19 protein-coding genes and 1 pseudogene are annotated in these 24,302 nt (G+C 73.3%); 13 read left to right on the plus strand and 7 right to left on the minus strand.

Annotated features, from left to right (window positions below):
• Positions 1-137: 137 nt before the first annotated feature.
• On the plus strand, positions 138-338 hold the full coding sequence (locus tag AB0B94_RS15550) for a hypothetical protein (RefSeq protein WP_357278338.1): 201 nt from the start codon (positions 138-140) through the stop codon (positions 336-338).
• 152 nt (positions 339-490) lie between these two features.
• Here the strand turns inward: AB0B94_RS15550 and AB0B94_RS15555 are convergent, their stop codons facing one another.
• A complete protein-coding gene (locus AB0B94_RS15555) occupies positions 491-916 on the minus strand; it encodes a cytochrome c oxidase subunit 4 (protein ID WP_357278343.1) in 426 nt (141 codons plus the stop codon).
• A 9-nt stretch (positions 917-925) separates the two neighbouring features.
• Positions 926-1,897, minus strand: a complete 972-nt coding sequence (gene coxB / locus AB0B94_RS15560) for a cytochrome c oxidase subunit II (RefSeq protein WP_357278352.1) — start codon at positions 1,895-1,897, stop codon at positions 926-928.
• A gap of 171 nt (positions 1,898-2,068) precedes the next feature.
• Between coxB and AB0B94_RS15565 the strand changes: the two genes are divergently transcribed.
• Both AB0B94_RS15565 and AB0B94_RS15570 read left to right on the plus strand, forming a co-directional pair.
• Entirely contained in the window at positions 2,069-3,220 is a 1,152-nt protein-coding gene (locus tag AB0B94_RS15565) for an aminotransferase class V-fold PLP-dependent enzyme (RefSeq protein ID WP_357278359.1), read from the plus strand.
• Positions 3,217-3,450 (plus strand): sulfurtransferase TusA family protein, encoded by a 234-nt coding sequence (locus tag AB0B94_RS15570; RefSeq protein WP_357278366.1) that lies wholly within the window; start codon positions 3,217-3,219, stop codon positions 3,448-3,450. Before AB0B94_RS15565 ends, AB0B94_RS15570 begins: the two co-directional genes overlap by 4 nt.
• A 114-nt stretch (positions 3,451-3,564) precedes the next feature.
• On the opposite strand, the gene AB0B94_RS15575 is transcribed toward AB0B94_RS15570, so the two are convergent.
• The 3 genes from AB0B94_RS15575 to AB0B94_RS15585 form a co-directional block, all read right to left on the minus strand.
• Complete coding sequence (locus tag AB0B94_RS15575) at positions 3,565-4,545, minus strand: carbohydrate kinase family protein (RefSeq protein WP_350861334.1); 981 nt, start codon at positions 4,543-4,545, stop codon at positions 3,565-3,567.
• Between the two features lie 186 nt (positions 4,546-4,731).
• Complete coding sequence (gene erpA / locus AB0B94_RS15580; protein ID WP_030337969.1) at positions 4,732-5,100, minus strand: iron-sulfur cluster insertion protein ErpA; 369 nt, start codon at positions 5,098-5,100, stop codon at positions 4,732-4,734.
• Between the two features lie 181 nt (positions 5,101-5,281).
• Positions 5,282-6,421 (minus strand): glycerate kinase, encoded by a 1,140-nt coding sequence (locus AB0B94_RS15585; RefSeq protein ID WP_357278531.1) that lies wholly within the window; start codon positions 6,419-6,421, stop codon positions 5,282-5,284.
• 68 nt (positions 6,422-6,489) lie between these two features.
• Here AB0B94_RS15585 and nadA point away from each other — a divergent pair, with 68 nt between their 5' ends.
• From nadA to AB0B94_RS15615, 6 genes are all read left to right on the plus strand, one after another.
• Positions 6,490-7,689, plus strand: a complete 1,200-nt coding sequence (nadA, locus tag AB0B94_RS15590) for a quinolinate synthase NadA (RefSeq protein WP_357278376.1) — start codon at positions 6,490-6,492, stop codon at positions 7,687-7,689.
• A 213-nt stretch (positions 7,690-7,902) separates the two neighbouring features.
• Entirely contained in the window at positions 7,903-9,258 is a 1,356-nt protein-coding gene (murA, locus tag AB0B94_RS15595; RefSeq protein ID WP_110564159.1) for a UDP-N-acetylglucosamine 1-carboxyvinyltransferase, read from the plus strand.
• A gap of 113 nt (positions 9,259-9,371) precedes the next feature.
• Positions 9,372-9,965 carry a DUF3043 domain-containing protein gene (locus tag AB0B94_RS15600; protein ID WP_091407492.1) on the plus strand — a complete coding sequence of 198 codons (594 nt, stop codon included), beginning with the start codon at positions 9,372-9,374 and terminating at the stop codon, positions 9,963-9,965.
• 169 nt (positions 9,966-10,134) lie between these two features.
• A complete protein-coding gene (locus tag AB0B94_RS15605) occupies positions 10,135-10,695 on the plus strand; it encodes an XRE family transcriptional regulator (RefSeq protein ID WP_238667450.1) in 561 nt (186 codons plus the stop codon).
• Positions 10,696-11,078: 383 nt separating this feature from the next.
• Positions 11,079-16,028 (plus strand): WG repeat-containing protein, encoded by a 4,950-nt coding sequence (locus AB0B94_RS15610; protein WP_357278389.1) that lies wholly within the window; start codon positions 11,079-11,081, stop codon positions 16,026-16,028.
• A gap of 44 nt (positions 16,029-16,072) precedes the next feature.
• Complete coding sequence (locus tag AB0B94_RS15615) at positions 16,073-17,071, plus strand: aldo/keto reductase family protein (protein ID WP_357278393.1); 999 nt, start codon at positions 16,073-16,075, stop codon at positions 17,069-17,071.
• Positions 17,072-17,141: 70 nt separating this feature from the next.
• Here the strand turns inward: AB0B94_RS15615 and AB0B94_RS15620 are convergent, their stop codons facing one another.
• On the minus strand, positions 17,142-17,939 hold the full coding sequence (locus AB0B94_RS15620; protein ID WP_357278397.1) for a site-2 protease family protein: 798 nt from the start codon (positions 17,937-17,939) through the stop codon (positions 17,142-17,144).
• Positions 17,939-18,139, minus strand: coding sequence for a hypothetical protein (locus tag AB0B94_RS15625; protein ID WP_030337978.1), 201 nt, complete (start codon positions 18,137-18,139; stop codon positions 17,939-17,941). The genes AB0B94_RS15620 and AB0B94_RS15625 overlap by 1 nt, the downstream gene beginning before the upstream one ends.
• 144 nt (positions 18,140-18,283) lie before the next feature.
• On the opposite strand from AB0B94_RS15625, the pseudogene AB0B94_RS15630 reads away from it, so the two are divergent.
• From AB0B94_RS15630 to AB0B94_RS15645, 4 genes and pseudogenes are all read left to right on the plus strand, one after another.
• Positions 18,284-19,738, plus strand: a pseudogene (locus AB0B94_RS15630) (protein kinase); the annotation flags it as partial.
• Between the two features lie 403 nt (positions 19,739-20,141).
• Complete coding sequence (locus AB0B94_RS15635) at positions 20,142-22,070, plus strand: bifunctional adenosylcobinamide kinase/adenosylcobinamide-phosphate guanylyltransferase (RefSeq protein ID WP_357278403.1); 1,929 nt, start codon at positions 20,142-20,144, stop codon at positions 22,068-22,070.
• On the plus strand, positions 22,060-22,833 hold the full coding sequence (locus AB0B94_RS15640) for an adenosylcobinamide-GDP ribazoletransferase (protein WP_357278410.1): 774 nt from the start codon (positions 22,060-22,062) through the stop codon (positions 22,831-22,833). The genes AB0B94_RS15635 and AB0B94_RS15640 overlap by 11 nt, the downstream gene beginning before the upstream one ends.
• Before the next feature lie 67 nt (positions 22,834-22,900).
• Positions 22,901-24,196, plus strand: coding sequence for a DUF2314 domain-containing protein (locus tag AB0B94_RS15645; RefSeq protein ID WP_357278414.1), 1,296 nt, complete (start codon positions 22,901-22,903; stop codon positions 24,194-24,196).
• The last annotated feature ends 106 nt before the right edge of the window (positions 24,197-24,302 follow it).

A 24,302-nucleotide genomic window follows, 5' to 3' on the forward strand; every position in this document is an offset into this window, starting at 1 on the left:
TGCCGACCGCCGGGCGACGGTGCGCGGAGATTTGTCGGACCCGTCTGGGAAACTACAGGTGAGTAGTTCTCTGCTGCCGTCGGTGCGTCGTTGTCGCATCCGGGGGCGGTCCGCCTGGTATCCGAGAGGAGACGCCCGTGTCGCACCGCGAGCTCTACTGCGACGTCTGCGAGGGCGTGGCGCTGTTCGAGGCGCCGCCCTGCGTCGACAGCCACGGCACCGACTGTCCAGAGCTGATCTGCACCGACTGCGGCGCCGCCGTGGTGGTCGGCACGTTCGCCTTCCCGGTCACCCGGTTGGCCGCCCGCCGACGCCAGCCCGCCAGCCGCGCCGCCTGACCTCAGCACCGCCTGACGGCAGCACCGCCTGACCGCCCGACCGCAGCGCCGCCCGACGGCAGCACCGGGGGCGCATGACCGAAGGCCCGCTCCCCCCACTCGGGGAACGGGCCTTCGTCGTGCCTGGTCGGTCGCGACGGCGACCGGACGGGTCAGTGCTCGGCGGTACGCCGGGTGCCGCTGTAGTACTCGAACAGGAGCCCACAGGCGGAGAAGACGACGGCCAGCAGGCCGGCACCGATCAGCCAGTACTGCCAGAACACCAGGCCGAGCGCGGCGATCGCGGCGGCCAGCGCCAGACCGAACGGCCAGTAGCTGCCCGGGCTGAAGAAGCCGACCTCACCAGCGCCGTCGGCGATCTCGGCGTCCGGGCGGTCCTCCGGGCGCAGGTCGATGCGGCGGGAGACGAACCAGAAGAAGCCACCGCACATCGAGCAGAGCAGGAACGACAGCAGCAGGGCGACGGTGCCGACCCACTCGACGCCACCCGACTCCCCCTGCGTCCAAGCGCCGTAGAGGATGGTGGCACCGAAGAGGAACCCGGCGATGATCAGGAAGATACGCCACTCGGTCTTCATGCGGCTGCCTCAGCTTCCCGTGCGGGCCGGAACGTCGTCCGGGTTGAAGTTGTCCTGCGTCCGCCGCGTGTCGAACGGCTGCGTGGTCGTCGCGTACGGCTGCTCACCGATCGCGGACAGCGCATCCTGGGTGGACTTGCCGCTCTGCTTGGCCGCGAGGAACTGGTCGTACTTCTCCGGCGAAACCACCCGCAGCTCGAAGTTCATGAACGCGTGGTAGCTGCCGCACAGTTCGGCGCAGCGTCCGACGTAGGCACCCTCGGCGTCCAGGCTTGAGACCTCGAACACGTTGCGGATCTTGCCCGGCATGACGTCCCGCTTGAAGAGCAGCTCCGGCACCCAGAACGAGTGGATGACGTCGCGGCTGGTCTCCTCGAACCGGATGGACCGGTTGGTCGGCAGCACCAGCACCGGGATGACCTCACTGGTGCCGAGCGTCGACGCGGTGGTGCGGGCTTCCGTGCCCTGGCCGTCCCGGTAGTTGAACTGCCAGTTCCACTTGAACGCGACGACCTCGACAGTGACGTCCGGGTTCTTCGACAACTTGTCGACGTCGGTCTGCACGATCGCCGTGTAGTAGAAGAGCACGGAGACGATCAGGATCGGCGCGATGGTGTAGAGGAACTCCATCGGCATGTTGTAGCGGGTCTGCACCGGCAGCGCGTTGCCACGCTTGCGGTAACGCACGACGCACCAGAAGATCAGGCCCCACACGAAGACGCCGACAGCGAGCGCGGCGATGCAGGAGGCGATCCACAGGTCGTACATCCGCTTGGACTCCGCCGAGATGCCGCCCTGCGGCCAGCCGAAGCCGTCGAACGTCTGACCCACGTCACAGCCCGTGAGCAGAACCAGCAACGCCACGCCACCGAGACCGAGCCCGGCCAGGCGACCAGCACCACGCCCCCGGCGTCCACCAACCCCTGGGGAAGCGCTGTGCCGTACGGCCGACGGCCGTACCTCCGAACTCCTTGCGACCACCTGGTCCTGCCTCCCTAGCGCGCCGCGGTGCGTCTTTCCTCGGCACCCGCGGCAAAGGCGTCACCGACGGTCGCAGATTACTCGACCATGACGGACTCGGCCGTGGTGGGGTCACTGTCCGACCCCCATCGGGGGGATCCTGGGCATACCGCCGCGATAGCGTTGCAACCTGTGAGCGCATCCCCGGTCTACCTGGACGCGGCGACCGCCGCGCCGATGCATCCGGTGGCGCGGCAGGCTCTGCTGGCCGCGCTCGACGACGGCTGGGCCGACCCGGGCAAGCTGTACACGCAGGCCCGCCGGGCCCGGCAACTACTCGACGCCGCCCGCGAGGCCACCGCCGTGACGCTCGGCGTCCGCGCCGACGAGGTCTCCTTCACCCCCAGCGGTACGACCGCAGCCCACGGGGCGGTGCTCGGCGGCCTGACGGGGCGACGCCGGGTCGGGTCGACGCTGGTGCACTCGGCGATCGAGCACTCGGCGGTGCTGCACGCGGCGGAGCGGCACGTCGGCGCGGGCGGGACCGCCACGGTGGTGCCGGTCGACCGGTTGGGCCGGCTGGACCTGGCGGCGTGGTCGACAGCCGTTCGGGCCCCGGGGGTCGCGCTGGCCGCGTTGATCACCGCCAGTCACGAGGTGGGGACGGTGCAGCCGGTCGCCGAAGCGGCGGCGGCCTGCGCCGACGTGGGGGTGCCGCTGTACGTGGACGCGGCGCAGTCGGTGGGCCGGGTGCCAGTGCCGGCCGGCTGGTCGGTGCTCACGGCGAGCGCCCACAAGTGGGGTGGGCCACCCGGCGTGGGGGTGTTGGCGGTCCGCAAGGGCGTTCGCTGGGAGTCACCCTGGCCGGCCGACGAGCGGGAGGGCGGACGTACCCCCGGGGTGGTGAACCTGCCCGCGGTCGTGGCGGCGGCGGCGAGCCTGCGGGCGGCGGCGGCCGACGCGGCGGCCGAGGCGACCCGGTTGACCGCCCTGGTGGACCGGGTCCGGGAGCGGGTCGCGGCGGAGGTGCCCGACGTCGAGGTGGTCGGCGACCCGGTACTCCGGCTCCCCCACCTGGTCACCTTCTCCTGCCTGTACGTCGACGGGGAGGCGTTGCTGCACGCCCTGGACCGACGGGGTTTCGCCGTGTCGTCCGGCTCGTCCTGCACGTCGTCCACGTTGCGGCCGTCGCACGTGCTGGAGGCGATGGGGGTGCTCTCGCACGGCAACGTGCGGGTCAGCCTGCACCGGGAGACGACCGAGGCGGACGTGGAGCGGTTCCTGACCGAGTTGCCGGCAATCGTCGCCGGGCTGCGCGCCGAGGCCGGGGTGGTGGGGCTGTGACGGAGCCGGACGAGGTGATCGACTGCCGGGGGCAACGCTGCCCGCTACCGGTGATCGCGGCGGCGCGACGGATGCCCGAGGTGCCGGTCGGCACTGTGGTCCGGGTGTTGGCCGACGACCCGGCGGCAGCTGTCGACATCCCCGCCTGGTGCCGGATGCGCGGCCAGGAGTTCCTCGGCCCCGTCAACGGCCCAAACGCCCCCGCCTACGACATCCGCCGCACCCACTAACCCCCTGCCCTGCCCCCTCACCCCCGCGATCTTGCAGTTTCTGCGTGGACAAAAGAGTGCAGAAGCCGCGATACGGCGACAGAAAGTGCAAGATCGCCGGAGTGGGGGCGGGGGTTACGCCGGGAGGAGGTGGGGGCGGACCTCTTCTGCCGCGGTGTCGCCGTAGGACTCGGCGAGCCGCTTGACGAACAGGTCACGGCGGACGTCGTACTCCTGGGTGCCGACGGTCTCCAGGACCAGCGTGGCCAGCAGCGAGCCGACCTGGGCGGCGCGTTCCAGGCCGAGACCCCAGGAGAGCGCGGTGAAGAAGCCGGCCCGGAAGCCGTCGCCGACGCCGGTCGGGTCGACCGCGCGGATCTCCCGCGCGATCGGCACGTGGATCGGGTCGATGCCACGCCCGGCGATCTCCACACCGTGCTTGCCCAGCGTGGTGACCCGCACCTTGACCAGGTCCAGCAGTTGCTCGTCGCTGAGCTGCGCCTTGCTCTGCAGCAGCGACTTCTCGTAGTCGTTCGTCATCAGGTACTCGGCGCCTTCGATCAGCGCCACCACGTCCTCGCCGGGCATCCGGGCGAGCTGCTGGGACGGGTCGGCGGCGAAGGCGTACCCGCGGGTGCGGCACTCGGCCGAGTGCCGCAGCATCGCCTCGGGGTCGTTCGCGCCGACCAGCACCAGGTCCAGACCGCCGAGCCGGTCGGCGACCGGGGCCAGCTCGATGTTGCGGGCCTCGCTCATCGCACCGGCGTAGAACGACGCGATCTGGCACATGTCGGTGTCGGTGGTGCAGACGAAGCGGGCGGTGTGTGCCACCTCGCTGACGTGCACCGAGTCGCAGTCCACACCGTGGCGCTCCAGCCAGGAGCGGTAGTCGGCGAAGTCGGCGCCGACCGCGCCGAGCAGCACCGGGCGCAGCCCGAGCTGGCCCATCCCGAAGGAGATGTTCGCCGCCACGCCGCCGCGGCGGAGCACCAGGTCGTCCACCAGGAAGGAGAGGGACACCTTGTGCAGTTGATCGGCGATGAGCTGGTCGGCGAAGCGGCCGGGGAAGCTCATCAGGTGATCGGTGGCGATCGAGCCGGTGACGGCGATCTTCATGTCAACCCTCGGGGTCGGGAGCAGGGCGCGGTCAGCCTACCGGGACGGCAACGCGATGGTCACCGCTCGGTCGGACAACGGCAACCAACCCGCCACGACCCCTCCCGGACCGGCGCGACAGCCGACCGGTACGGCGATGGGGCCGTCCCGAAGAACGGCCCCATCGTCGCTGGTGTGTGGTGTGACTCAGTTGAACGAGTCACCGCAGGCGCAGGAGCTGCCCGCGTTGGGGTTGTCGATGGTGAAGCCCTGGGCGTCGATCCGGTCGGCGAAGTCGATCGTCGCGCCGGAAAGGTACGGGGCGCTCATCCGGTCGACGACGACCTCGACACCACCGAAGTCGGTCACGACGTCACCGTCGAGCGAACGCTCGTCGAAGAAGAGCTGGTACCGCAGGCCGGAGCAGCCGCCCGGCTGCACGGCGACGCGGAGCCGCAGGTCGTCGCGGCCCTCCTGCTCGATCAGGGCCTTGACCTTCTGCGCCGCGACGTCGGTGAGGACGACGGAAGTAGGGGCCTGGGCCTCGGTCGACTCGGTCTGCGCTGGCGTGGTCACGTGGAAGTCTCCCTGCGCGGTTTGGGTCCGGACGTACTGGCCAACGTCGCGCGCCGTCCAGTGATTCCCGGTTGTGGTCCTCAACCGATGGTACGCCGCCTTGGCCGGGCTCACCCGCGTGGCGTGACCCCCGCCGCAGGTCGACCCTCAGTCGACGCGGGCGCACGGGGGCTCGGGGCGCTCAGCGGCTCCACTGCCGGGCCAGCCGGGCGCCCAGCTCGCGCAACCCCTCCGCGGGGCGGCTCAGCGCCGCGTCGAGCCCGCCGCCCTGCTCGCCACCGAAGTGCTCCACCAGGCTGTACGCGTCGGTAACCCCGGCCGAGGCGGCCTCCCGCCGGCCGGTGCTCACCTGCCCGGCCACCACCACGCAGGGCACTCCCCGGTCGCGGGCGGCGCCGGCCACCCCGGCGACGACCTTGCCGCGCAGTGACTGGTGGTCGAACGACCCCTCACCGGTGATCACCAGGTCGGCGGTGTCCAGCGCGGTGTCGAGTCGGGTGGCCCGGGTGACCAGGCCGATCCCCGACTCACAGTCGCCGCCCAGGGCGAGAAGCGCGGCGCCGATGCCGCCGGCGGCCCCGCCCCCGGGCAGCGCACCGAGCCCCGCCGGGCAGCCGGCCAGGTCCCGTTCCAGCACTGCCGCGAAACGCTCCAGGGCCGCGTCGAGCAGCAACACGTCGGCGCGGTCGGCGCCCTTCTGCGGGCCGAACACGTTGCTGGCGCCGTGCAGGCCGAGCAGGGGGTTGTCCACGTCGGTGGCCGCGACCAGCCGGACGCCGCGCAGCCGGGGCGCGCCGTCCAGCGCGTCGAGCGCGGCGAGCGCCGCCCCGCCGTACGGCAGCGCGGCGCCGCCCTGGTCGAGCGGGGTCACGCCCAGCGCGGCGAGCATCCCGGCGCCGGCGTCGTTGGTGCCGGAGCCGCCCAGCCCGATCACCACCGTGCGGGCACCGCTCTCCACGGCGGCGGCCACCAACAGACCCAGCCCGTACGAGGTGGTGGTCTTCGGGTCGCGCTCGGCGGCGGAGAGCAGGTGCAGGCCGCACGCCTGCGCGCTCTCCAGGTAGGCGGTCGAGCCGTCGGCGGTGAGCAGGATCTCACCAGCCGCCGGGCGGCCCAGCGGATCGACTGTCGACACCGGCACCCGCCGGCCGCCGAGGGCCTCGGCGAGCACCTCCACGAAGCCCGGTCCGCCGTCGGCGAGGGGCCGGATCAGCAGATCGTCTCCGTCGGTGACGGTGCGCCAACCGTCGGCGACGGCGGCGGCCACCTCCGGTGCGGACAGGGTGCCGGCGAACTTGTCCGGGCAGAGCAGCACGCGCATGCCGAGCAGTGTGGCAGCCCACACCGAGCGAGGCTGCGCCGCGCTCGCGCTGTGGGACCATGGGCTACGTGACTTCGACCTGGGTGGAACCCTCCAACACGGCGACGGCTCTGCTGCTGCTCGGCCGGGGCAGCGACCCCGACACCGAGCGCGGCGTCGAGTGTCCGGGCGACCTGCCGGCGCCCAGCGATCCGGATCTGGTGGCCCGTGCCACCGCCGCGAAGGCGAAGCTGGGCAGCAGGGTCTTCGTGCTGGGGCACCACTACCAGCGCGACGAGGTGATCCAGTTCGCCGACGTGACCGGCGACTCGTTCAAGCTGGCCCGGGAGGCCGCGGCCCGCCCGGAGGCGGAGTACATCGTCTTCTGCGGTGTGCACTTCATGGCCGAGAGCGCCGACATCCTCACCACCGCCACCCAGCGGGTGATCCTGCCGGACCTCGCGGCGGGTTGCTCGATGGCGGACATGGCGGTGCTGGGCCAGGTCGAGGCCGCGTGGGACACGCTGACCGAGCTGGGCATCGCCGGCGACACCGTGCCGGTGACGTACATGAACTCCTCGGCCGACATCAAGGGTTTCGTGGGCCGCAACGGCGGCGTGGTCTGCACCTCGTCAAACGCCAAGCGCGCCCTGGACTGGGCCTTCGAGCAGGGGTCGAAGGTGCTCTTCCTGCCGGATCAGCACCTGGGCCGCAACACAGCGGTGCTGGAGATGGGCCTGTCGCTGGACGACTGCGTGCTCTACGACCCGCACAAGCCCGGTGGCGGGCTCACCCCGGAGCAGCTGCGCGACGCCAAGATGATCCTGTGGCGGGGGCACTGCTCGGTGCACGGCCGGTTCACCCTGGAGAGCGTCAACGACGTGCGGGAGCGGGTGCCCGGGGTCAACGTCCTGGTCCACCCCGAGTGCCGGCACGAGGTGGTCACGGCCTCCGACCACGTCGGGTCCACCGAATACATCATCAAGACCATCGAGGCGGCTCCGGCCGGCTCGGCGTGGGCGCTCGGCACCGAGCTGAACCTGGTCCGCCGGCTCGCGCTGGCGCACCCGGACAAACAGATCATGTTCCTGGACAAGGCCGTCTGCTACTGCTCGACGATGAACCGGATCGATCTGCCGCACCTGGTCTGGGCCCTGGAGGAGCTGGTCGCGGGCCGGGTGGTCAACCAGATCACGGTGGACGCCGACACCGCGCACCACGCCCGGGTGGCGCTTGACCAGATGCTCGCGTTGCCCGGCGCGGACACCCCACCACCGACGGTGTCCTGATCACGATCCGTAGCGCTCTTGGTACGCAAAAGTGCCGGATCACCGATTAATGCCACACACGCCGATGTGACCGAGTCCTTTTTCGTCACCGAGGGCTATGCTGCCCAAGCGACGACACACGCGGGCCGTTTCGACATGGCCGCATCCGGGGTAGCGACAACGTTCAGGCGCCCCACCATCAACACGGCAGCACCCGACGCGCTGGAGGTTGCGTTGACCGACGACGTCCTGGTTGTGCACGGAGGTACTCCGCTCGAAGGGCGGATCCGCGTGCGCGGCGCGAAGAACCTGGTTTCGAAGGCGATGGTCGCCGCGTTGCTCGGCGACAGCCCGAGCCGACTGTTCGACGTGCCCAAGATCCGTGATGTCGAGGTGGTGCGAGGTCTGCTCGGCCTGCACGGCGTCAAGGTCACCGACGGCACCGAGGACGGCGAGCTCGTCTTCGACCCGGCGAACGTGGAGAGCGCCAGCACCGACCAGATCAACGTGCACGCCGGTTCCAGCCGGATCCCGATCCTGTTCTGCGGCCCGCTGCTGCACCGCCTCGGGCACGCGTTCATCCCGGATCTGGGCGGCTGCCACATCGGCCCGCGCCCGATCGACTTCCACCTCCAGGCGCTGCGCGAGTTCGGCGCCACCGTCGAGAAGCGGCCCGAGGGGTTGCACCTGTCCGCGCCGAACGGGCTGCACGGCACGAAGTTCGCCCTGCCGTACCCGAGCGTCGGCGCCACCGAGCAGGTGCTGCTGACCGCCGTGATGGCCGAGGGCGTCACCGAGCTGCGCAACGCAGCTGTGGAGCCGGAGATCATCGACCTGATCTGCATCCTGCAGAAGATGGGCGCGATCATCAAGGTCCACACCGACCGGGTGATCGAGATTCAGGGCGTGCCCAAGCTGCACGGCTACACCCACCGGCCGATCCCGGACCGGATCGAGGCGGCGAGCTGGGCGGCCGCCGCCCTGGCCACCCGTGGTCACGTCGAGGTGCTGGGCGCGCAGCAGGCCGACATGATGACCTTCCTGAACATCTTCCGCTCGGTCGGCGGCGAGTACGAGGTCACCGACGCCCGCGCGCCGAAGCTGGGCGACCCCGGTCAGGAGGGCGGCATCCGCTTCTGGCACCCGGGTGGCGAGCTGAACGCTGTGGCGCTGGAGACCGACGTGCACCCCGGCTTCATGACCGACTGGCAGCAGCCGCTGGTCGTGGCGCTGACCCAGGCCCGCGGCCTGTCGATCGTCCACGAGACGGTCTACGAGCAGCGGCTGGGCTACACCGAGGCCCTCAACTCGATGGGCGCCAACATCCAGGTCTACCGGGACTGCCTCGGCGGCACCCCGTGCCGCTTCGGCCGGCGCAACTTCAAGCACTCCGCGGTGATCGCCGGGCCGAGCAAGCTGCACGCCGCCGACCTGGTCATCCCGGACCTGCGGGCCGGGTTCAGCCACCTGATCGCGGCGCTCGCGGCCGAGGGCACCTCCCGGGTGTACGGCGTGGACCTGATCAACCGGGGCTACGAGGACTTCGAGGCGAAGCTCGCCGACCTGGGCGCGCACGCCGAGCGTCCGTAACCTCGCTCACCCATCGTTCGGCCACGACGGCTCCAGGTCGCGCTGCGACCTGGAGCCGTCGGTCGCCGTACCGCGATGTGCAGCGGGCGCGGACCGTTGGCTACCCTTGCCGCGTGCCGTCGCTCTTTCGCCGCAAGTCCACCGACCTCGTCGACGAGGCCGTCACCTCGGTGACCCCCGAGGAGACCGCTGAGCGTTCCCGGGGTTACACCCCGGCCAAGGGCCGGGAGACGCCCAAGCGGCCGACCGTCGGCCGTCGCCCGGCCGGGCCCACCCGTCCTCTCACCAAGGAGGAGGAGCGGGAGCGTCGCCGTCAACTGCGCGCCGAGGCGGCGTCGGAGTTCCGCCGTGAGGGTGGCCCCCGCGACCGTGGCCCGGAGCGGCTGCTGGCCCGCAACGTGGTCGACTCCCGGCGTACCGTCGGCACCTGGTTCTTCGGCGGCGCGCTGATCGTGCTGGTCGGGTCGAACGCGGCAATGCCGCCGTTGGTCCGACTGATCTCCAACGTGCTCTGGGGCGCGCTGGCGCTGGGTGTGGTCGTCGACTCGGTGCTGATCTGCCGCAAGATCAGCAAGCTGGTCCGGGAGCGCTTCCCGAAGACCGACCAGCGGATGGGCTCGCTCTTCCTCTACGCGGTCATGCGGTCGATCACCTTCCGGCGGATGCGCGCGCCGGCGCCGCAGGTCAAGCTGGGCGACAAGGTCTGACCCCGGGCCTCCCACGCCCTCCAGGATCCGCGCAACAACGGCGAAACTGCTGCCTCAGACGTCTTCGGGGTAGCAGTTTCGCCGTAACTGCGCGGATCTTGTCGTGCGTTCATCATGCTGAACGGGTCGTTGTTCGACAGATCGAACGTGTGACCAATGGAGCGAAGGCATGCCTTCGGAACCGACTGCCCCTCTGGCCACCATCGCCGCCGCCCTGCGCCGGGAGCGGGAACGGGTCGGGATCTCGCTGACCGAGCTGGCCCGCCGAGCGGGGGTGGCCAAGTCCACCCTCTCCCAACTGGAGTCGGGCACCGGAAACCCGAGTGTGGAGACGCTCTGGGCGCTGGGCGTCGCACTCGGTGTGCCGTTCAGCCGGCTGGTGGAGCCCGTCGACGACGGCGTACGGGTCATCCGGGCCGGGGACGGGCCGCACGTCCGCTCGGAGCAGGCCGACTTCAGCGGAACGCTGCTCAGCGCCGGCGCGGCGCACCTGCGCCGGGACGTCTACCTGATCACCCTTGAGCCCGGCGCGGTCCGAGCCGGGCACGGACACACCCCGCGCAGTATCGAGCATGTGGTGGTCGCTGCCGGCCGGCTGCGGGTGGGGCCCGAGGGGGCACCTGTCGAACTCGAACCGGGCGACTACGCCACGTTCCCCGGCGACGCCCCGCACCGTTACGAGGCGCTCGCTCCCGGTACGTTCGCCGTCCTCATCATGGAGCACCCCTGAACGAGGACGGCGATCCCGCCGCGGCCGGGTGGTCTTCGAGTGCGATAGGGTCGGAGACCAGATTCGCTTATAGGACCAAATGTCCGAAACCAATGGGATAACGTTTGCGCCGGTGGGCGGCACCACAGTGGCGGTGAGCGAGCCGACGCCGTTACCCTCCATCCGCAGCTACGGCCTGCCGGAGCGGCGATCTGACCGGCACGTGCGGCCCCAGCGCGACAATTTGCAACGAGGTGACAACGCGTGAGCGAGCGGACGCGAGCCGGCCACCGGGGCGTGGCAGGCGGCGACCGGACGCCCAGCGGTCACCCGACGGCGGCTGCGGACACCTCACCCCCGGCGAGAATCGGCCCAGCGGCCGGGTGTGGCGACGGGCTCGGCGGATGAACGGCCACTACACCGACCGGTGGTCAGACCCGAACGAACCGTCCTGGGTGGGCGAGCCGACCGCCGAGTGGCACCCCCAGTTCCCCGGCCAGCGTTACGCCGGCGACATCGGCATGCCGCACCAGCCGCCACCGCGCGGCCGCGCGACGGTGTCCGGTCGCGCCGAGGTGCCGCCGCTGGCGCCCACCCGCCCGGACGGCACCTACCTCGGCCGGTCCTGGTCCGACGAACCACCGGCGGAACAGACACCGCACGGCCGTTCCTGGGTGGACGACGAGCCGGGCGGGGCATCGGCCTACGGCCGACTCGGCAGCGACGAGCGCTCGGCGGACACGTCCGCCTACGGCCGGCCCGACAGCGCTGACTCCCGCCACTACGACCATGAGCCGTACCGTCGTCCGCTGCCCGAGCCACCCCGCCGCGACGACCGCCGCTCGCCCGAGTCGGACCGACGTACCGCCTGGTCCGACCGACGCCCCGCCGACGAGCGGGGGCCCGCGCGGGAAGCCGCCTGGCACCGGGACCAGCCCAGCACCGAGCGGTACGACAGCCGCCGCCCCCGGCAGGAGCCCACCGAGCGGGATCGGGGTTACCGCGGCTCTCCGCCAGTCTCCCCCGCGCCCCGGCCCGAACCCGGCTGGGTGCCCGAGCCGGACGACACACCACGTCGGCGCGGTACACCGGAGCGAACAGCCGCCGGTTACGAGCGGCACCCTGGCGACGGGTACGGCGTCCGACCAACCCGCGACCACGACGGGCGGACCGCCGAGGCGGCCGACCCGTGGGCACCCGTGGACGGCCGCACGCGATACCGCGCCGACGGGTACCCGGACCGGGCCGCCGACGACCTGCGCCGCGCAGAGCCGCGCTACCGCCCGGACGATGGAATTGGCGCAGCGCCCTCACCCAACGGTGGACGACGGCGTCGCCCCGACCCGGACCTGCCCGACCAGCCGCGCCTCGACGACGACAGGCGGCGGCCCGACACCGACCCGCACCGGCAGCCGCACCGGGAGGCGGCGGCCCGCGCCGAGGCGTACCCGGAGCGGCGAGCCCGCGAGCAGGCCCGCCCGGACGGGTACCGCGACAACGGGTACCGCGAGGACGCGTCCCGTGAGGACGCGTACCGCGAGCCCCGGCCACAGCCGGGCCAGCGGTCGGACGGCAGTCTGCCCTGGCCAGCGCCGGGTCCGGTGCGCCAGGACCGCACCCGGGAGCCCGGCCGCCATCCCGACCCGCACCGCACCGCGGACCCACACCGCACCGCGGACCCACACCGCAGCGCCGACCCGCACCGCACCGCGGACCCACACCGCAGCGCCGACCCACACCGCAGCGCCGACCCGTACCGCAGCGCCGAGCCGGGCATGCCGTCGCGGCCGGCCGCCCGACCCGACCGGCCGGCGGCCACGCCGTCCCGGCCCGAGGAGCGCCCGGCGGCCAATCCGGCACGGCAGGACGAGCGACAGGTACGCCCGGCCGCGACGGCGCCGCCCGCCTCCGGCCGTGCCATGCCGGTCTCCCCGGAGCGACCGGTGTCGCCGGCACCCGACTCCCACGCCTGGGACCGACCGGTGTCAGCCGCCCCGACCGCCCCGGAACGACCGGTGTCGCCAGCACCCGACTCCCACGCCTGGGACCGACCGGTGTCAGCCGCCCCGACCGCCCCGGAACGACCGGTGTCGCCAGCACCCGACTCCGCCGCCGCGCGCGGCTGGGACCGACCGGTGTCGGCAGTCCCGGTCTCTCCCGCCTCCGATCGGCCCGTCTCGGGGCCACCCGCCGCGCGTCTGCGGTTGGAATACCTGCCCGCGCCGGTGGACCCACCCAACGCCGACGAGCGCCCGGACGCCCCGCCGGCATCGGGACGCCGGCCGCTGGCCGAACCGCCACCGGCATCCGGGGCGCATCCCGCCCCGCCGCCGCGTTATCCAGGCCCGGACACCAGGGACCGTCCGGCGGACCAGCGGCGCGGCGAGGAGCCGGGCCCGGACCGCCGTCGGATCGGCGACCCGTTGGCCGGCACCCCACCGACCGACCGCCGCCCGTCGTCCCCGGACCGCCCGCCCTCGGCGGAGCGGCCGCACCCCGCCGATCGCCGAGCCACGCCGGATCGACCGGCCGCGCAGCAGCGTCCGTACTCGCCGGAGCGGCTGGCACCGACGGCGGACGCCCGCCCGGCGGCGGCCCCGCCACCCACCTGGCAGGCACCGCAGCCACCGACGACCCGATCCGACCCGACCCCGGCAGCCCCGGCTCCGGCGATCCCGCAGCCACCGGCGGCGGAGGTCGCGCCGGTGCTTCCGCCGGCCCCCGGTACGCCGCGCCGCTACGTGCCCCCGCCCCCCTCAGAAGAGCCGGTGGCGCCCGTTCGCGAACCGGACGGCGTCCCGGGTACCCGCGGACCGGAAGCGTGGTTCAGCCCCGCTCAGCCCGCCGAATCCGACCAGGCCGAGCCGGCCACGGACCAGCGGTCGTTCGCCCCGGTCGACGACGAGTCGACGGCCGACGACCCCGACCTCTCCGCGACACCGGTCGCGCAGACGTCGACGCCGACAGCCGACACCCACCTCGACGTGACCGACGAGCACGCCGGCGGGTCGACATCAGACGACGCATTCGACCCGGTCTCCGCGCCGCCCGCCCACCCGGTCTCCGGCGCCCGTCGACTCGGGGCGGACGACAGTGACGACGAGCCGCGGCCCGGTTTCGACACGGGAACAGTGGACGGCGACCAGCCCGTCTCCGGCGCACCTGCCGTCGCGATGCCCCACCAGCGGAGCGAAGCGGACCTCGAAGCCGAGGTCGACCGGGAGTCCTTCACCGCTTCGCCCAGCGAGGACACCGATCCGGTCGAGCACGACCCGACGGACGAACTCGCACCACCCGACGAGCCGACGGAAGCGATCGACGATCCGAGCGCGAGCCCGGCGGATGGCTCGCCAATCGACGAGTGGCGGGACGACGCGACGCTGCCTGTCACGGCCGTGGACGACACGAGCCCGCCGGTCTCCGCACCGCCGGTCTCCGCACCACCCGCCTCGGTCACGCCCGTCTCCGCCTCTCCGGCATCGCCGGTATCGGCCCCGCCCGCGGCGCCCGTCTCCACGCCACCGGCGTCCGCGGCAGCGCCCATTCCCGCGCCACCATCACCCGCCGCAGCCCCCGTCTCCGCGCCGCCCCTTCCCAGCGCGCCCGTCTCCGCACCACCCGCGCCGACCGCAGCACCGGTGCCCGCCCCACCCGGCACGGCCCAGCCGTACCCCGCCGCGCCCGTCTCCGCACCACCCGCGCCGACCGCAGCACCGGTGTCCGCCCCACCCGCCGCGGCCCAGCCGTACTCCGCAGCGCCGGTCTCCGCACCGCCAGCGGCCGCAGCAGCGCCCGTCTCCGCGCCGCCAGCCGCCGCGCCCATGACCGCGCCACCGGCCTCGACACCACCGCCGGCCGCGGTGCCCGTATCCGCGCCGCCGGCGTCGGTGGTGCCGACGTCCGGGCCACCCGCCTCGGCCGTACCCGGCCCGAGGAGCGGCTCGGACGGGGAGAACGAGCAGGTGTCCGCGCCACCCGACGAAGCGCCACCCGACGAAGCGCCACCCGACGAAGCGCCACCCGACGAAGCGCCGCCGGTGGTGACCCGCCCGTCGCTGGCCGACCCGGGCGACCCGGAGCAGGTGCTGGCCGCGTACCGGTGGCGGTTGGACCCGGTCACCCTGCGCGAGGAGTTGACGGAGCCGGACGACCTGCGGGCCATCCGGCGGCGGCTGACCGAGAAGTTGGGCTCGGCGGTCGACAACCGTGCCCGGGCCCGGCTGCTCAGCCTGCGGGCGGTGGCCTCGCGGATCCTGGGCGACCTGGACGACGCGCTGGCCGACGGTCGGCTCGCCCTCACCTACGCCGAGGCCACCGGCGAGCTGCGCCGGACCGCGCTGGCCCAGGCCCGGCTGGCCCACGTGCTGCGCTGGCGCGGCGACTTCGCCGAGGCCGATCAGCTCTTCGCCCAGGCCAACTCGGTCGAGTTGCCCGACCGGCTACGGGCCGCGCTGCACGAGCACGCCGGGCGGTCGTGTTACGACCAGGGGCGACTCATGGAGGCCTGCGAGCATTTCGAGAAGGCGCTCGACCTGCGCGGCGCGGGCGACGCGGAACTGCTGGACCGGGTCCGGGTCGCCCTCGACGCGGTCACCGTCCGGGCCGAGGCGGACGGCTTCGGGGCGTACCCCCGGGGTCGGGACGAGGTGCTCGACCGGGACCGACCCCCGTTGCCGGACCAGGACGGGCCGCTGTGGGGTTACACCAGCCAGGACGGCGACGTGGTCGTCCCCGCCCGGTACGCCGAAGCGCAGCCCTTCCACGACGGGTTGGCCTGGGTCCGCCGGCCGGACACCGACCGCTGGTCGCTGATCAACCTGCTCGGTACGACGGTGATCCCGCCGTCCTTCCGGGCCGCGCAGCCGTTCAGCGACGGCCTGGCCTGGGTGGTCGGCGACGGTGGTTGGACGGCTATCGACGCGACCGGGGCGGTGCAGGTCGCGCCCAACTTCGCCGAGGTACGACCGTTCCGTCGGGGGCTGGCAGCGGTGCGGCGCGAGGGGTGGGGGGCTGTCGACCGGACCGGTCGGGTCATCGTGCCCACCCGCTACCACGGCTTCGTCACCGAGTTGGCCGACGGCCAGCGGATCGACGGCTTCACCGACGAGGGGCTGGCCGTGGTCGACGTGGCGGGTCGGCGGGGCGTGGTGGACCGCACCGGCACGGTGCTGGTCCCGCCGGCGCACCCGATGCTGGTCATCCACCCGGTGGCGTTCCTGGTCGAGAGCGACAGCGGGCGGTGGGGCGTGCTGGACCGGCGCGGCCTGCCACTGATCGACCCGGTGCACCGCGATCGCGCCGAGGTGATGGAGGAGATCGACCGGCTACTCACCGACGCCAACCCGGTGCTCTGAGCCACCGGTCGCCACTGGTGATCCACTGGAGCTAGTGTCGGGGCATGGAATTCCGACACCTGGGCCGTTCCGGCCTGATGGTCAGCGAGATCTCGTACGGCAACTGGATCACCCACGGTTCGCAGGTCGAGGAGGACGCGGCGTTCGCCTGCGTCCGGGCCGCTCTCGACGCGGGGATCACGACCTTCGACACCGCCGACGTGTACGCCGGCACCCGGGCCGAGGACGTGCTCGGCCGGGCGTTGCAGAACGAGCGCCGTGAGGGCCTGGAGATCTTCACCAAGGTCTACTGGCCGACCGGGCCCGGCCGCAACGACCGTGGCCTGTCGCGCAAGCACATCATGGAATCGATCAACGGCTCGCTGCGCCGACTGCGCACCGACTACGTGGACCTCTACCAGGCCCACCGCTACGACAGCAGCACCCCGCTGGAAGAGACGATGGAGGCGTTCGCCGACGTCGTGCACTCCGGCAAGGCGCACTACATCGGCGTCTCCGAGTGGACCGCAGCCCAGCTGCGCGCCGCCCACCCGCTCGCCCGGGAGCTGCACATCCCGCTGGTCTCCAACCAGCCGCAGTACTCGCTGCTCTGGCGGGTCATCGAGACCGAGGTCGTGCCGGCCAGCGAGGAGCTGGGCATCGGGCAGATCGTCTGGTCACCGATGGCGCAGGGCGTGCTCTCCGGCAAGTATCTGCCGGGCCAGCCGCCACCGGCCGGTTCCCGCGCCACCGACGAGAAGTCGGGTGCCGGCTTCATCTCCCGGTTCATGAACGACGACGTGCTGACCCGGGTCCAGCAGCTCAAGCCCCTCGCCGAGCAGGCCGGGCTCAGCATGGCCCAGCTCGCCGTGGCGTGGGTGCTGCAGAACCCGAACGTCTCGTCGGCGATCATCGGCGCGTCCCGCCCCGAGCAGGTGCACGACAACGTGAAGGCGGCCGGGGTGAAGCTCGACGCCGACCTGCTCAAGGCGATCGACGACATCGTCGAGCCGATCGTCGAGCGGGACCCGGCGAAGACCGAGTCCCCCGCGCAGCGTCCCTGACGCCGTTCCGGCCCGGCCGGCGCGAAACCCTCGCGCCGACCGGGCCGGGTCAGCAATCAGCCCCGCCCGATCAGCCCCGCCAGAAGCGGATCAGCTCCAGGCCGGTGGCGTAGAGCCACGACGGCAGACCGAGCAGGTCACCGACAGCGAAGACCGCGTCGAAGAACCAGCCGCCGATGCGCGGGTTCCACAGCAGCGCGAAGAGCAGGATGAAGCCGTACGGCGCGAACAGGTCGTACATCTTGCGCCACTGCGGGTTGAGCCACGGCTGGATCATGTTGCCGCCGTCCAGGCCGGGCACCGGCAGCAGGTTCAGCACACTGGCGGTGAGCTGGAGGAAGGCGAGCAACGCCACCCCGGCCCAGAACTCCACCGGACCATCCGACTGGGTGCCGAGCCGCACCGCCGCCACCAGCACCAGCGTGAACAGCACATTTGTCGCCGGGCCGGCGAGGCTGACCAGGGTGTGCCGCAGTCGACCCGGGATGGCGTGCCGGTCCACCCAGACCGCGCCGCCCGGCAGGCCGATGCCACCGAGCAGCACCACCACCACCGGCAGCACTATCGACAGCAACGGGTGGGTGTACTTCAACGGGTTGAGCGTCAGGTAGCCACGATGGGCGATGTCCCGGTCGCCGGCCCGGTAGGCGACCACCGCGTGGGCGTACTCGTGCAGGCAGAGCGACACCAGCCAGCCGGACACCACGAAGAGGAACACGTTGAACCGGACGCTGCCGTACCCGTTCCAGGTCAGCACCCCGCTGACCGCGAAGAGCGCGACCAGGCCGAGGAAGACCGGGCTGGGCCGGAACGCCGCCTTGGGTACGCCGAGGACCAGCCCGTCACCGCCCGGGCGGTCGTAGGCCATCACTCGGCCGTGGGCAGCAGGCTCATCCGGTACTCCACCCGGTCGTCCTCCACGAGCGCGACCGAGGTGACGCCGGACGCCGCGAGCTCCCGCCAGGTCTGACCGATCCAGGATTCGGCGTCGGCCTGGCTGCCGAACGACTCCGCCGGTCCCTCGACCGTCTGACCGTCCGTGCCCTCGTACCGCCAGCTCCACGCCATGCCGCGTCTCCCCTCGCCGCTGAAGTCCCCGTGGGACGAACCCTCGCCAGCGTAGTCGGCCCGGCGCGCAACGGCCGCTCGCTCGCCCCGGCGGGACCCACGGGGTGGATCAATCCGATCGACGCCGGCCGGTACGGTGGCTCGGTGCTGACACGGGGAGTGCTGCTCGGCGACCGGTACCGGCTGGGCGAGCGGGTGGCGACGGGTGGGATGGGCGCGGTCTGGCGCGGCACTGACGTGCTGCTGGAACGCGAGGTCGCCGTGAAGGTGCTGCTGCCGTCGCTGGTCGCCGATCCGGAGTTCACCGCCCGGTTCCGGGCCGAGGCGCGGATGCTGGCCGCGCTGCGGCACCCCGGCGTGGTGCCGGTGCACGACGTGGGGCAGGCGGCGCTCGACGACGGCAGCCAGGTCGACTACCTGGTGATGGAGTACGTCGAGGGCGAGCCGTTGTCCGCCCGGGTGCGCACGGTGGGGCGGCTGGATCCGGCCACCACCATGTCGGTGCTGGCCCAGGCCGCCGACGCGCTGCACACCGCCCACCTCGCCGGCATCGTGCACCGCGACGTGAAGCCGGGCAACCTGCTGGTCAAGGGCGACGGCACTGTGGTGCTGGTCGACTTCGGCATCGCCCGGTCCCGCAACATGGCCGGGCTCACCGCCGCGAACATGGTGCTCGGCACCGCCTCGTACATGTCTCCCGAGCAGGCCACCGGGCAGCCCGTCTCGGCGGCCACCGACATCTACGCGCTCGGCGCGGTCGCGTACTTCTGCCTTGCCGGGCAGCCGCCCTTCCACGGTGACAACCCCCTCGCGGTGGCGCTGCGGCACGCCCAGGAGGACCCGGCGGCGCTGCCGGCGGACACCCCACCGGCGGTTGCCGCCGTGGTGTCCCGCGCGCTGGCCAAGCGTCCGGAGGACCGGTTCGGCAGCGCCGCTGAGCTGGCCGCTGCCGCCGCCGACGCCCGCGACGCCACACTGGCCAGCATCCCGGTCTCCGCCCGCCCACCGTGGGCGCTGGCCGTGCCCGCTCCCGGGACGCCGTCGCCCCTTCCGGTCACCCCAGCCGCCACACCGCCCGCACCGACCCCCGCGCCACCGGTCGCACCGACGCCGTTGGCCGGGCCGACGCCGGCCGGGCAGCCCGCGCCGGTCGGAGACGCCGCGCCCAGGCCGGCAGGCTTCGCGGCCTCGCCGGTGACCGGACCAGGCTCGACCCGGGAGGAGGTGTTCCGGAAGGGGTCGTCCGGCCGGCGCCGGCAACTGCTGATCGGGGTCGGCGCGGTCGCTCTCGTGGCGCTGATCGCCGTGGCCGTGGCGGCCCTGCGGCCCAACGGGGAGGCGGGTGGGGCGGACCGTCCGCCCGCGCTGGCCGGCGAATCGGCGGCGGCACCGGACGGCGGCGCGCTCGACGACGGAGGTGCGAGCATTTCGGGACCCCCGCCCAGCGGCACCCCTGGCGCCAGCCGCACCGCGTCCGCCGCGCCGACCGGCTCGGTCGCCGGTACCGACGCGCCAAGCGCCGCCGCAGACGCGCGCACCGCGACGCCGGGCGGCACACCGACCGGTACGGCCAGCAGCCGGCCGACGCCCAGCCGTACCCCGTCCAGCCGGCCCAACCCGTACACCGCCGCGCAGGCGTGCGGCAGCGGCTACCAGGTGATCGACTCGGCGACGCTGACCGGCGGGGACGGGCAGCGAAAGGGTCGGGTCTTCCTGCTCTACCACTCGGGCACCGGCACCAACTGCGTGGTCACCCTCAAGGACAGCGCGGTCGGCGCGAAGTCGGCCGCCTCGGCGTACCTGGAGGTGCAGGGGCGGGCACGCAGCACCGACAGCGGGTCCTTCGACTACTACGCCGGACCGGTGAAGGCGGTCGCCGCCGGGACGTGCGTCAAGTGGGGCGGCTCCACCGGCGGGGTCAGCTACGGCAGCGGGTTCGAACACTGCGACTGAACGACGGGCCGGCAGGCACCGCAACCCTGGGCGGCCTTAAGGTACGGGCATGTCCGTAGACGGGTGGAACACGGTCCTGGTGCTCGGCGGTATCCGGTCCGGCAAGTCCGAGTTCGCCGAGTCCCTGGTCACCGACGCGCCGGTGGTCCGCTACGTCGCCACCGCGCCCGAGGGCGACCCGGAGGACACCGAGTGGGCGGCCCGGCTCGCGGCGCACCGCGCCCGACGGCCCGGCAGCTGGACCACCGAGGAGACCACCGAGGACCCGCGCCGGCTGGCCGACGTGATCGAGTCCGCCGAGCCCAACGAGATGCTGCTCGTCGACGACCTGGGCGGCTGGGTGACGGTGCTGCTCGACCCGGACCACCAGCCCGCCGACGACGTGGCGACCATCGCCGAGCTGGCCGAGGCGATCCGCGGGTGTGCCGCCCGGGTGGTGCTGGTGAGCCCCGAGGTGGGGCTGTCGCTGGTGCCGACCACCCCGCTGGGCCGGGCGTTCACCGACGCGCTGGGCGCTGCCAACCGCGCGGTCGCCGACGCCTGCGACGCTGTGGTGCTGGTCGTCGCCGGTCAGCCGGTCTGGCTCAAGCCGGCCCCCACCGCGACCGAGCGGTCCGCTCCCACCACCGTGACCGCGCCGACGGCCGCCGCCACCGCACCGGTCGTGGCGAGCCTGTCCGACACCGAGCCCACCCCCGAGGTGCAGCTGCCCGACGTGCTGACCCCCACGCCGCCGGCCGCCCCGACCGCGGAGTCGGGCAACCCGTGGGCGGCGCCGACCATGGCGCTGCCGATGGTGTCCACCGGGCTGGTCATCCAGCCCGGCATGGAACTGCCGATGCCCGACGAGTACGCCGGCCCGCAGGCTGTCGACCGGCTGGCCACGCTGGACGTACCGGGTGCCGGGTTGGGCGTGCTGGACCGGGTGGTGGGCTTCGCCGCCGCCACCCAGGGCACCTCGACCCCTGTCGCCTGGGGCTCGGTGCGGGTGCTGCTGCTGCACGGCGACCACGCCGGCGGGGCGGCGGCCGGCACCGTCGCCGGCGAGTCGGCGCGCCGCGCCGCGCAGGCCCGCGCCGGTCAGGGCGCGTTGGCACGGCTGGCCGCCGAGAGCGGCGCGAGTCTCCAGGTGGTGGACACTCCGGCCTCCGCGCCGATCGAAGACCAGCCGGCCCTCGCGCCGGAGCAGGTGGAGTCCGCGCTGCGCTACGGCTGGCGACTGGCTGAGCAGGCCGCCGACGCCGGCGTACAACTGCTGGTGCTCGGTGCGTGCGGCGCCGGCACCGAGGCGGCGGCCGCGGCGGTGCTCGCGGCGACCGCGGGCGCGGAGCCACCCGCCGTGCTGGGCCGGGTGATCACCGACTCCGGCGAGATCGACGACGCGGCCTGGATGATCCGCTGCGCGGCGGTGCGCGACGCGCTGCACCGCACCCGGCGCTCGTCGCGCGGCGCCAAGGACATCCTGGCCGAGCTGGGCGGCGGCGACGTGGCGGTGGCCACCGGCGTGCTGCTCGGCGCCACCGCCCGCCGGGTGCCGGTGCTGCTCGACGGGCCAATCGGGTTGGCCGCCGGCATGGTGAGCCGCGACCTGGCCGGGCAGGCCCGGCACTGGTGTCTGCTGGCCGACCACGGCGGGCACCCTGCCGTGCGGCTCGCCGCCGACGTGCTGGGCCTCACCCCGCTGCTCGACCTGCGGATGGATCTCGGCGAGGGCGCGAACGCGCTGGTCGCGCTGCCGCTGCTGCGCTCGGTGCTGGCGCTGTCCGCCGCGCTTCCCGTGCACCCGTCGCTGACCGGCACCGACGACACCGACCCGGCCGCCGACGAGCCGGAGTCCACCGACCCGAGCTACGCCGACCCGGATCTCACCGAGCCTGACCCGACCGAGCCCGACTTCGCCGAGCCGGAGCCGGCCGGACCGGGCCCGGCCAGCACCGGGGCGGACGAGCAGCCGGCGTCGAGCTGGCGTGCCGGCTGAGCCACGGCTGCTCGCCGGAGCCCGGCTCGCGGTCACCACGTTCACCACGCTGCCGGTACGGACCGGGCGCATCGACCGCCCGGTCGCCGGCACGGCGATGGCCCTCGCCCCGGTGGTCGGCGCGCTGCTCGGCGCCCTCCTGGCCGGTGTGCTGCTGCTGGCCGGGGCGCTCGCCCCACCGCTGGTGGCGGCCGGCGTGACAGTCGGCGTCGGCGCGCTGCTCAGCCGGGGGCTGCACCTGGACGGGCTGGCCGACACAGTGGACGCGCTCGGCTCGTACCGGCGGGGCGAAGCCGCCCTGGAGATCATGAAGAAGCCGGACGTCGGCCCGTTCGGGGTGGTCGCCCTGGTGGTCGTACTCCTGGTGCAGGCGGCGGCGCTCGCCGACCTCGCCGGTCGGTCCTGGCCGGCGTGCCTCGCGGCGGTGGTAGCGGCGACCGCGGCCGGGCGCCTCGGTGTCACTGTGGCCTGCCGGCGGGGCGTGCCGGCGGCCCGACCCGACGGGCTGGGCGCGTTGGTCGCCGGCACTGTCGGGCCGGTGGCAGTGGCCGCCGGCGCGATCGCCGTCGTGCTGCTGGCGGTGCCCGCGGTGCCGGGCCGCCCATGGCAGGGGCCGCTGACCGTCGTCGCCGCGATCGCCGTCGCGCTACCGCTGCTCAACCACGTGGTACGCCGCCTCGGCGGCATCACCGGCGACGTCCTCGGCGCGACCGTCGAGGTGGTCACCACGCTGGTCTACCTGGGTCTGGTGCTGTCCGGCTGAACCGGGCCCGGCGGGCCGGGTAGCGTTCGGCTCGACAACACCGGCGCGGCCACCGGGGGATCCCACAATGCTCATCACGGACGACTTCCTGCCCGTTCCGGTGCCGGAGTCGCTCAGCGCGACCTACCTGGTGCCGATGGCGGGGCTACCGAAGGTCAGTGCGAAGACCGCGGTGGCGGCCCTGACCGGCCGGCTGGCCGAGCCGGTGCACGGGCTGGCCCGGCAGATGCTCGACAGCCCGCTGATGAGCGTCGACACCCGGCCGATCGCCGAGTTCCCCGAGCTGCCACCGGACCTGCTCACCGCGTTCGGTGCCACGAAGGAGCAGCTGGACCGGCTGGCGGCGGCGACGCACCTGGTGGTCGTACAGGCCGAGTACCGGCCCGGTTGGCCACCCGCGCACGAGTGGGCCGCCCGCACGGTCGCGGCCGCCGTGGCGGAATCCGTCGACAGCGACGTGGTGGACGTCTTCGGCCTCCAGTTCCTCGACCCGGCGACCGCGCTGCGCTCCCTCCCCGACGAGCAGGGCCGCATCCGACTTGTCGACTGGGTGCTGGTGCCGTACTCCTCGGACACCGAGGGCCTGTGGTTCACCACGAAGGGGCTGCGCCGCTTCGGTCTGCTGGAGTTGCAGACCCAGGGGGTTCCCGACCACCTCACCCGCGCCTGGGGTGCGGTGATGACCGGGGCGGCCCGCCGACTGCTGCGGGACTGGACCGACGGGCTCACCGGCGAGGAGGTGCCGGCGTTCGTGCAGCTACCGGTGCTGGCCACTGTCACCGGGCACGACATCGCCGTGGCGTACGGCAACCCGGAGCAGCACGGCGCCACCGCCCCGGTGCTGCTCCGCCTCGAACTGGACCCGGCGACCGACCCGGAGGCCGACTCGTTCCTCAGCCTGCGCCCGCCGGCCGGGCACCCCGGCCCGGACGGGCGCTACTACGCAGCCGCCTGCGCGACCCTGTTCTCCGGGATCCAGCCGGACGTGCGCTACGCCCGCTCCGGTGACGCGATGAGCCGTGCGGTCGCCACCGCCCGGGACGCGCTGGATGACGCGCGGGCCCGGTTCGTCGCCGGCCAGTTCCCCACCGAGTCGCAACTGGTGGTGAAGTACGGCCTGCCCGGAGACGACGGCCCGGAGTACGTCTGGGCGGGCGTCACCTCGTGGGAGACCCCGGAACGCATCGTCGGCGTGAGCGCCAGCGACGCCAACACCGACCAGAGCGTCCGCATCGGCGCCCCCGTGGTCGTGGAGACGTCCGACGTGGTCGACTGGGCCGTCCTGGACGCCACAGGCGTCATCGAGGGCGGCTGGACCCAAGCAGTCCTGGACTCCGGCGAACCCCCCACCCCCTCAAGCTGACCCCCACCCCACCCCCACCACCCACCCCCACCACCCACCCGCGTTGATCAAGAAATTTTTTCCACCCCCCACCGGGAGTCCGGGGGAAAAAATAAAGATAAAACAA

Origin of the sequence: Micromonospora sp. NPDC048986 (assembly GCF_040649335.1) — a bacterium.
GTDB classification, from domain to species: domain Bacteria; phylum Actinomycetota; class Actinomycetes; order Mycobacteriales; family Micromonosporaceae; genus Micromonospora; species Micromonospora alfalfae.

What these genes read in the sequence shown, in the direction of transcription:
- AB0B94_RS15575 (WP_350861334.1), bottom strand. Translation starts at nt 4,545, where the DNA reads ATGAAGATCGCCGTCACCGGCTCGATCGCCACCGATCACCTGATGAGC.
- AB0B94_RS15615 (WP_357278393.1), top strand. Translation starts at nt 16,073, where the DNA reads ATGGAATTCCGACACCTGGGCCGTTCCGGCCTGATGGTCAGCGAGATC.
- AB0B94_RS15605 (WP_238667450.1), top strand. Translation starts at nt 10,135, where the DNA reads ATGCCTTCGGAACCGACTGCCCCTCTGGCCACCATCGCCGCCGCCCTG.
- AB0B94_RS15625 (WP_030337978.1), bottom strand. Translation starts at nt 18,139, where the DNA reads ATGGCGTGGAGCTGGCGGTACGAGGGCACGGACGGTCAGACGGTCGAG.
- AB0B94_RS15610 (WP_357278389.1), top strand. Translation starts at nt 11,079, where the DNA reads ATGAACGGCCACTACACCGACCGGTGGTCAGACCCGAACGAACCGTCC.
- AB0B94_RS15645 (WP_357278414.1), top strand. Translation starts at nt 22,901, where the DNA reads ATGCTCATCACGGACGACTTCCTGCCCGTTCCGGTGCCGGAGTCGCTC.
- AB0B94_RS15555 (WP_357278343.1), bottom strand. Translation starts at nt 916, where the DNA reads ATGAAGACCGAGTGGCGTATCTTCCTGATCATCGCCGGGTTCCTCTTC.
- AB0B94_RS15620 (WP_357278397.1), bottom strand. Translation starts at nt 17,939, where the DNA reads ATGGCCTACGACCGCCCGGGCGGTGACGGGCTGGTCCTCGGCGTACCC.
- AB0B94_RS15585 (WP_357278531.1), bottom strand. Translation starts at nt 6,421, where the DNA reads ATGCGCGTGCTGCTCTGCCCGGACAAGTTCGCCGGCACCCTGTCCGCA.
- AB0B94_RS15635 (WP_357278403.1), top strand. Translation starts at nt 20,142, where the DNA reads ATGTCCGTAGACGGGTGGAACACGGTCCTGGTGCTCGGCGGTATCCGG.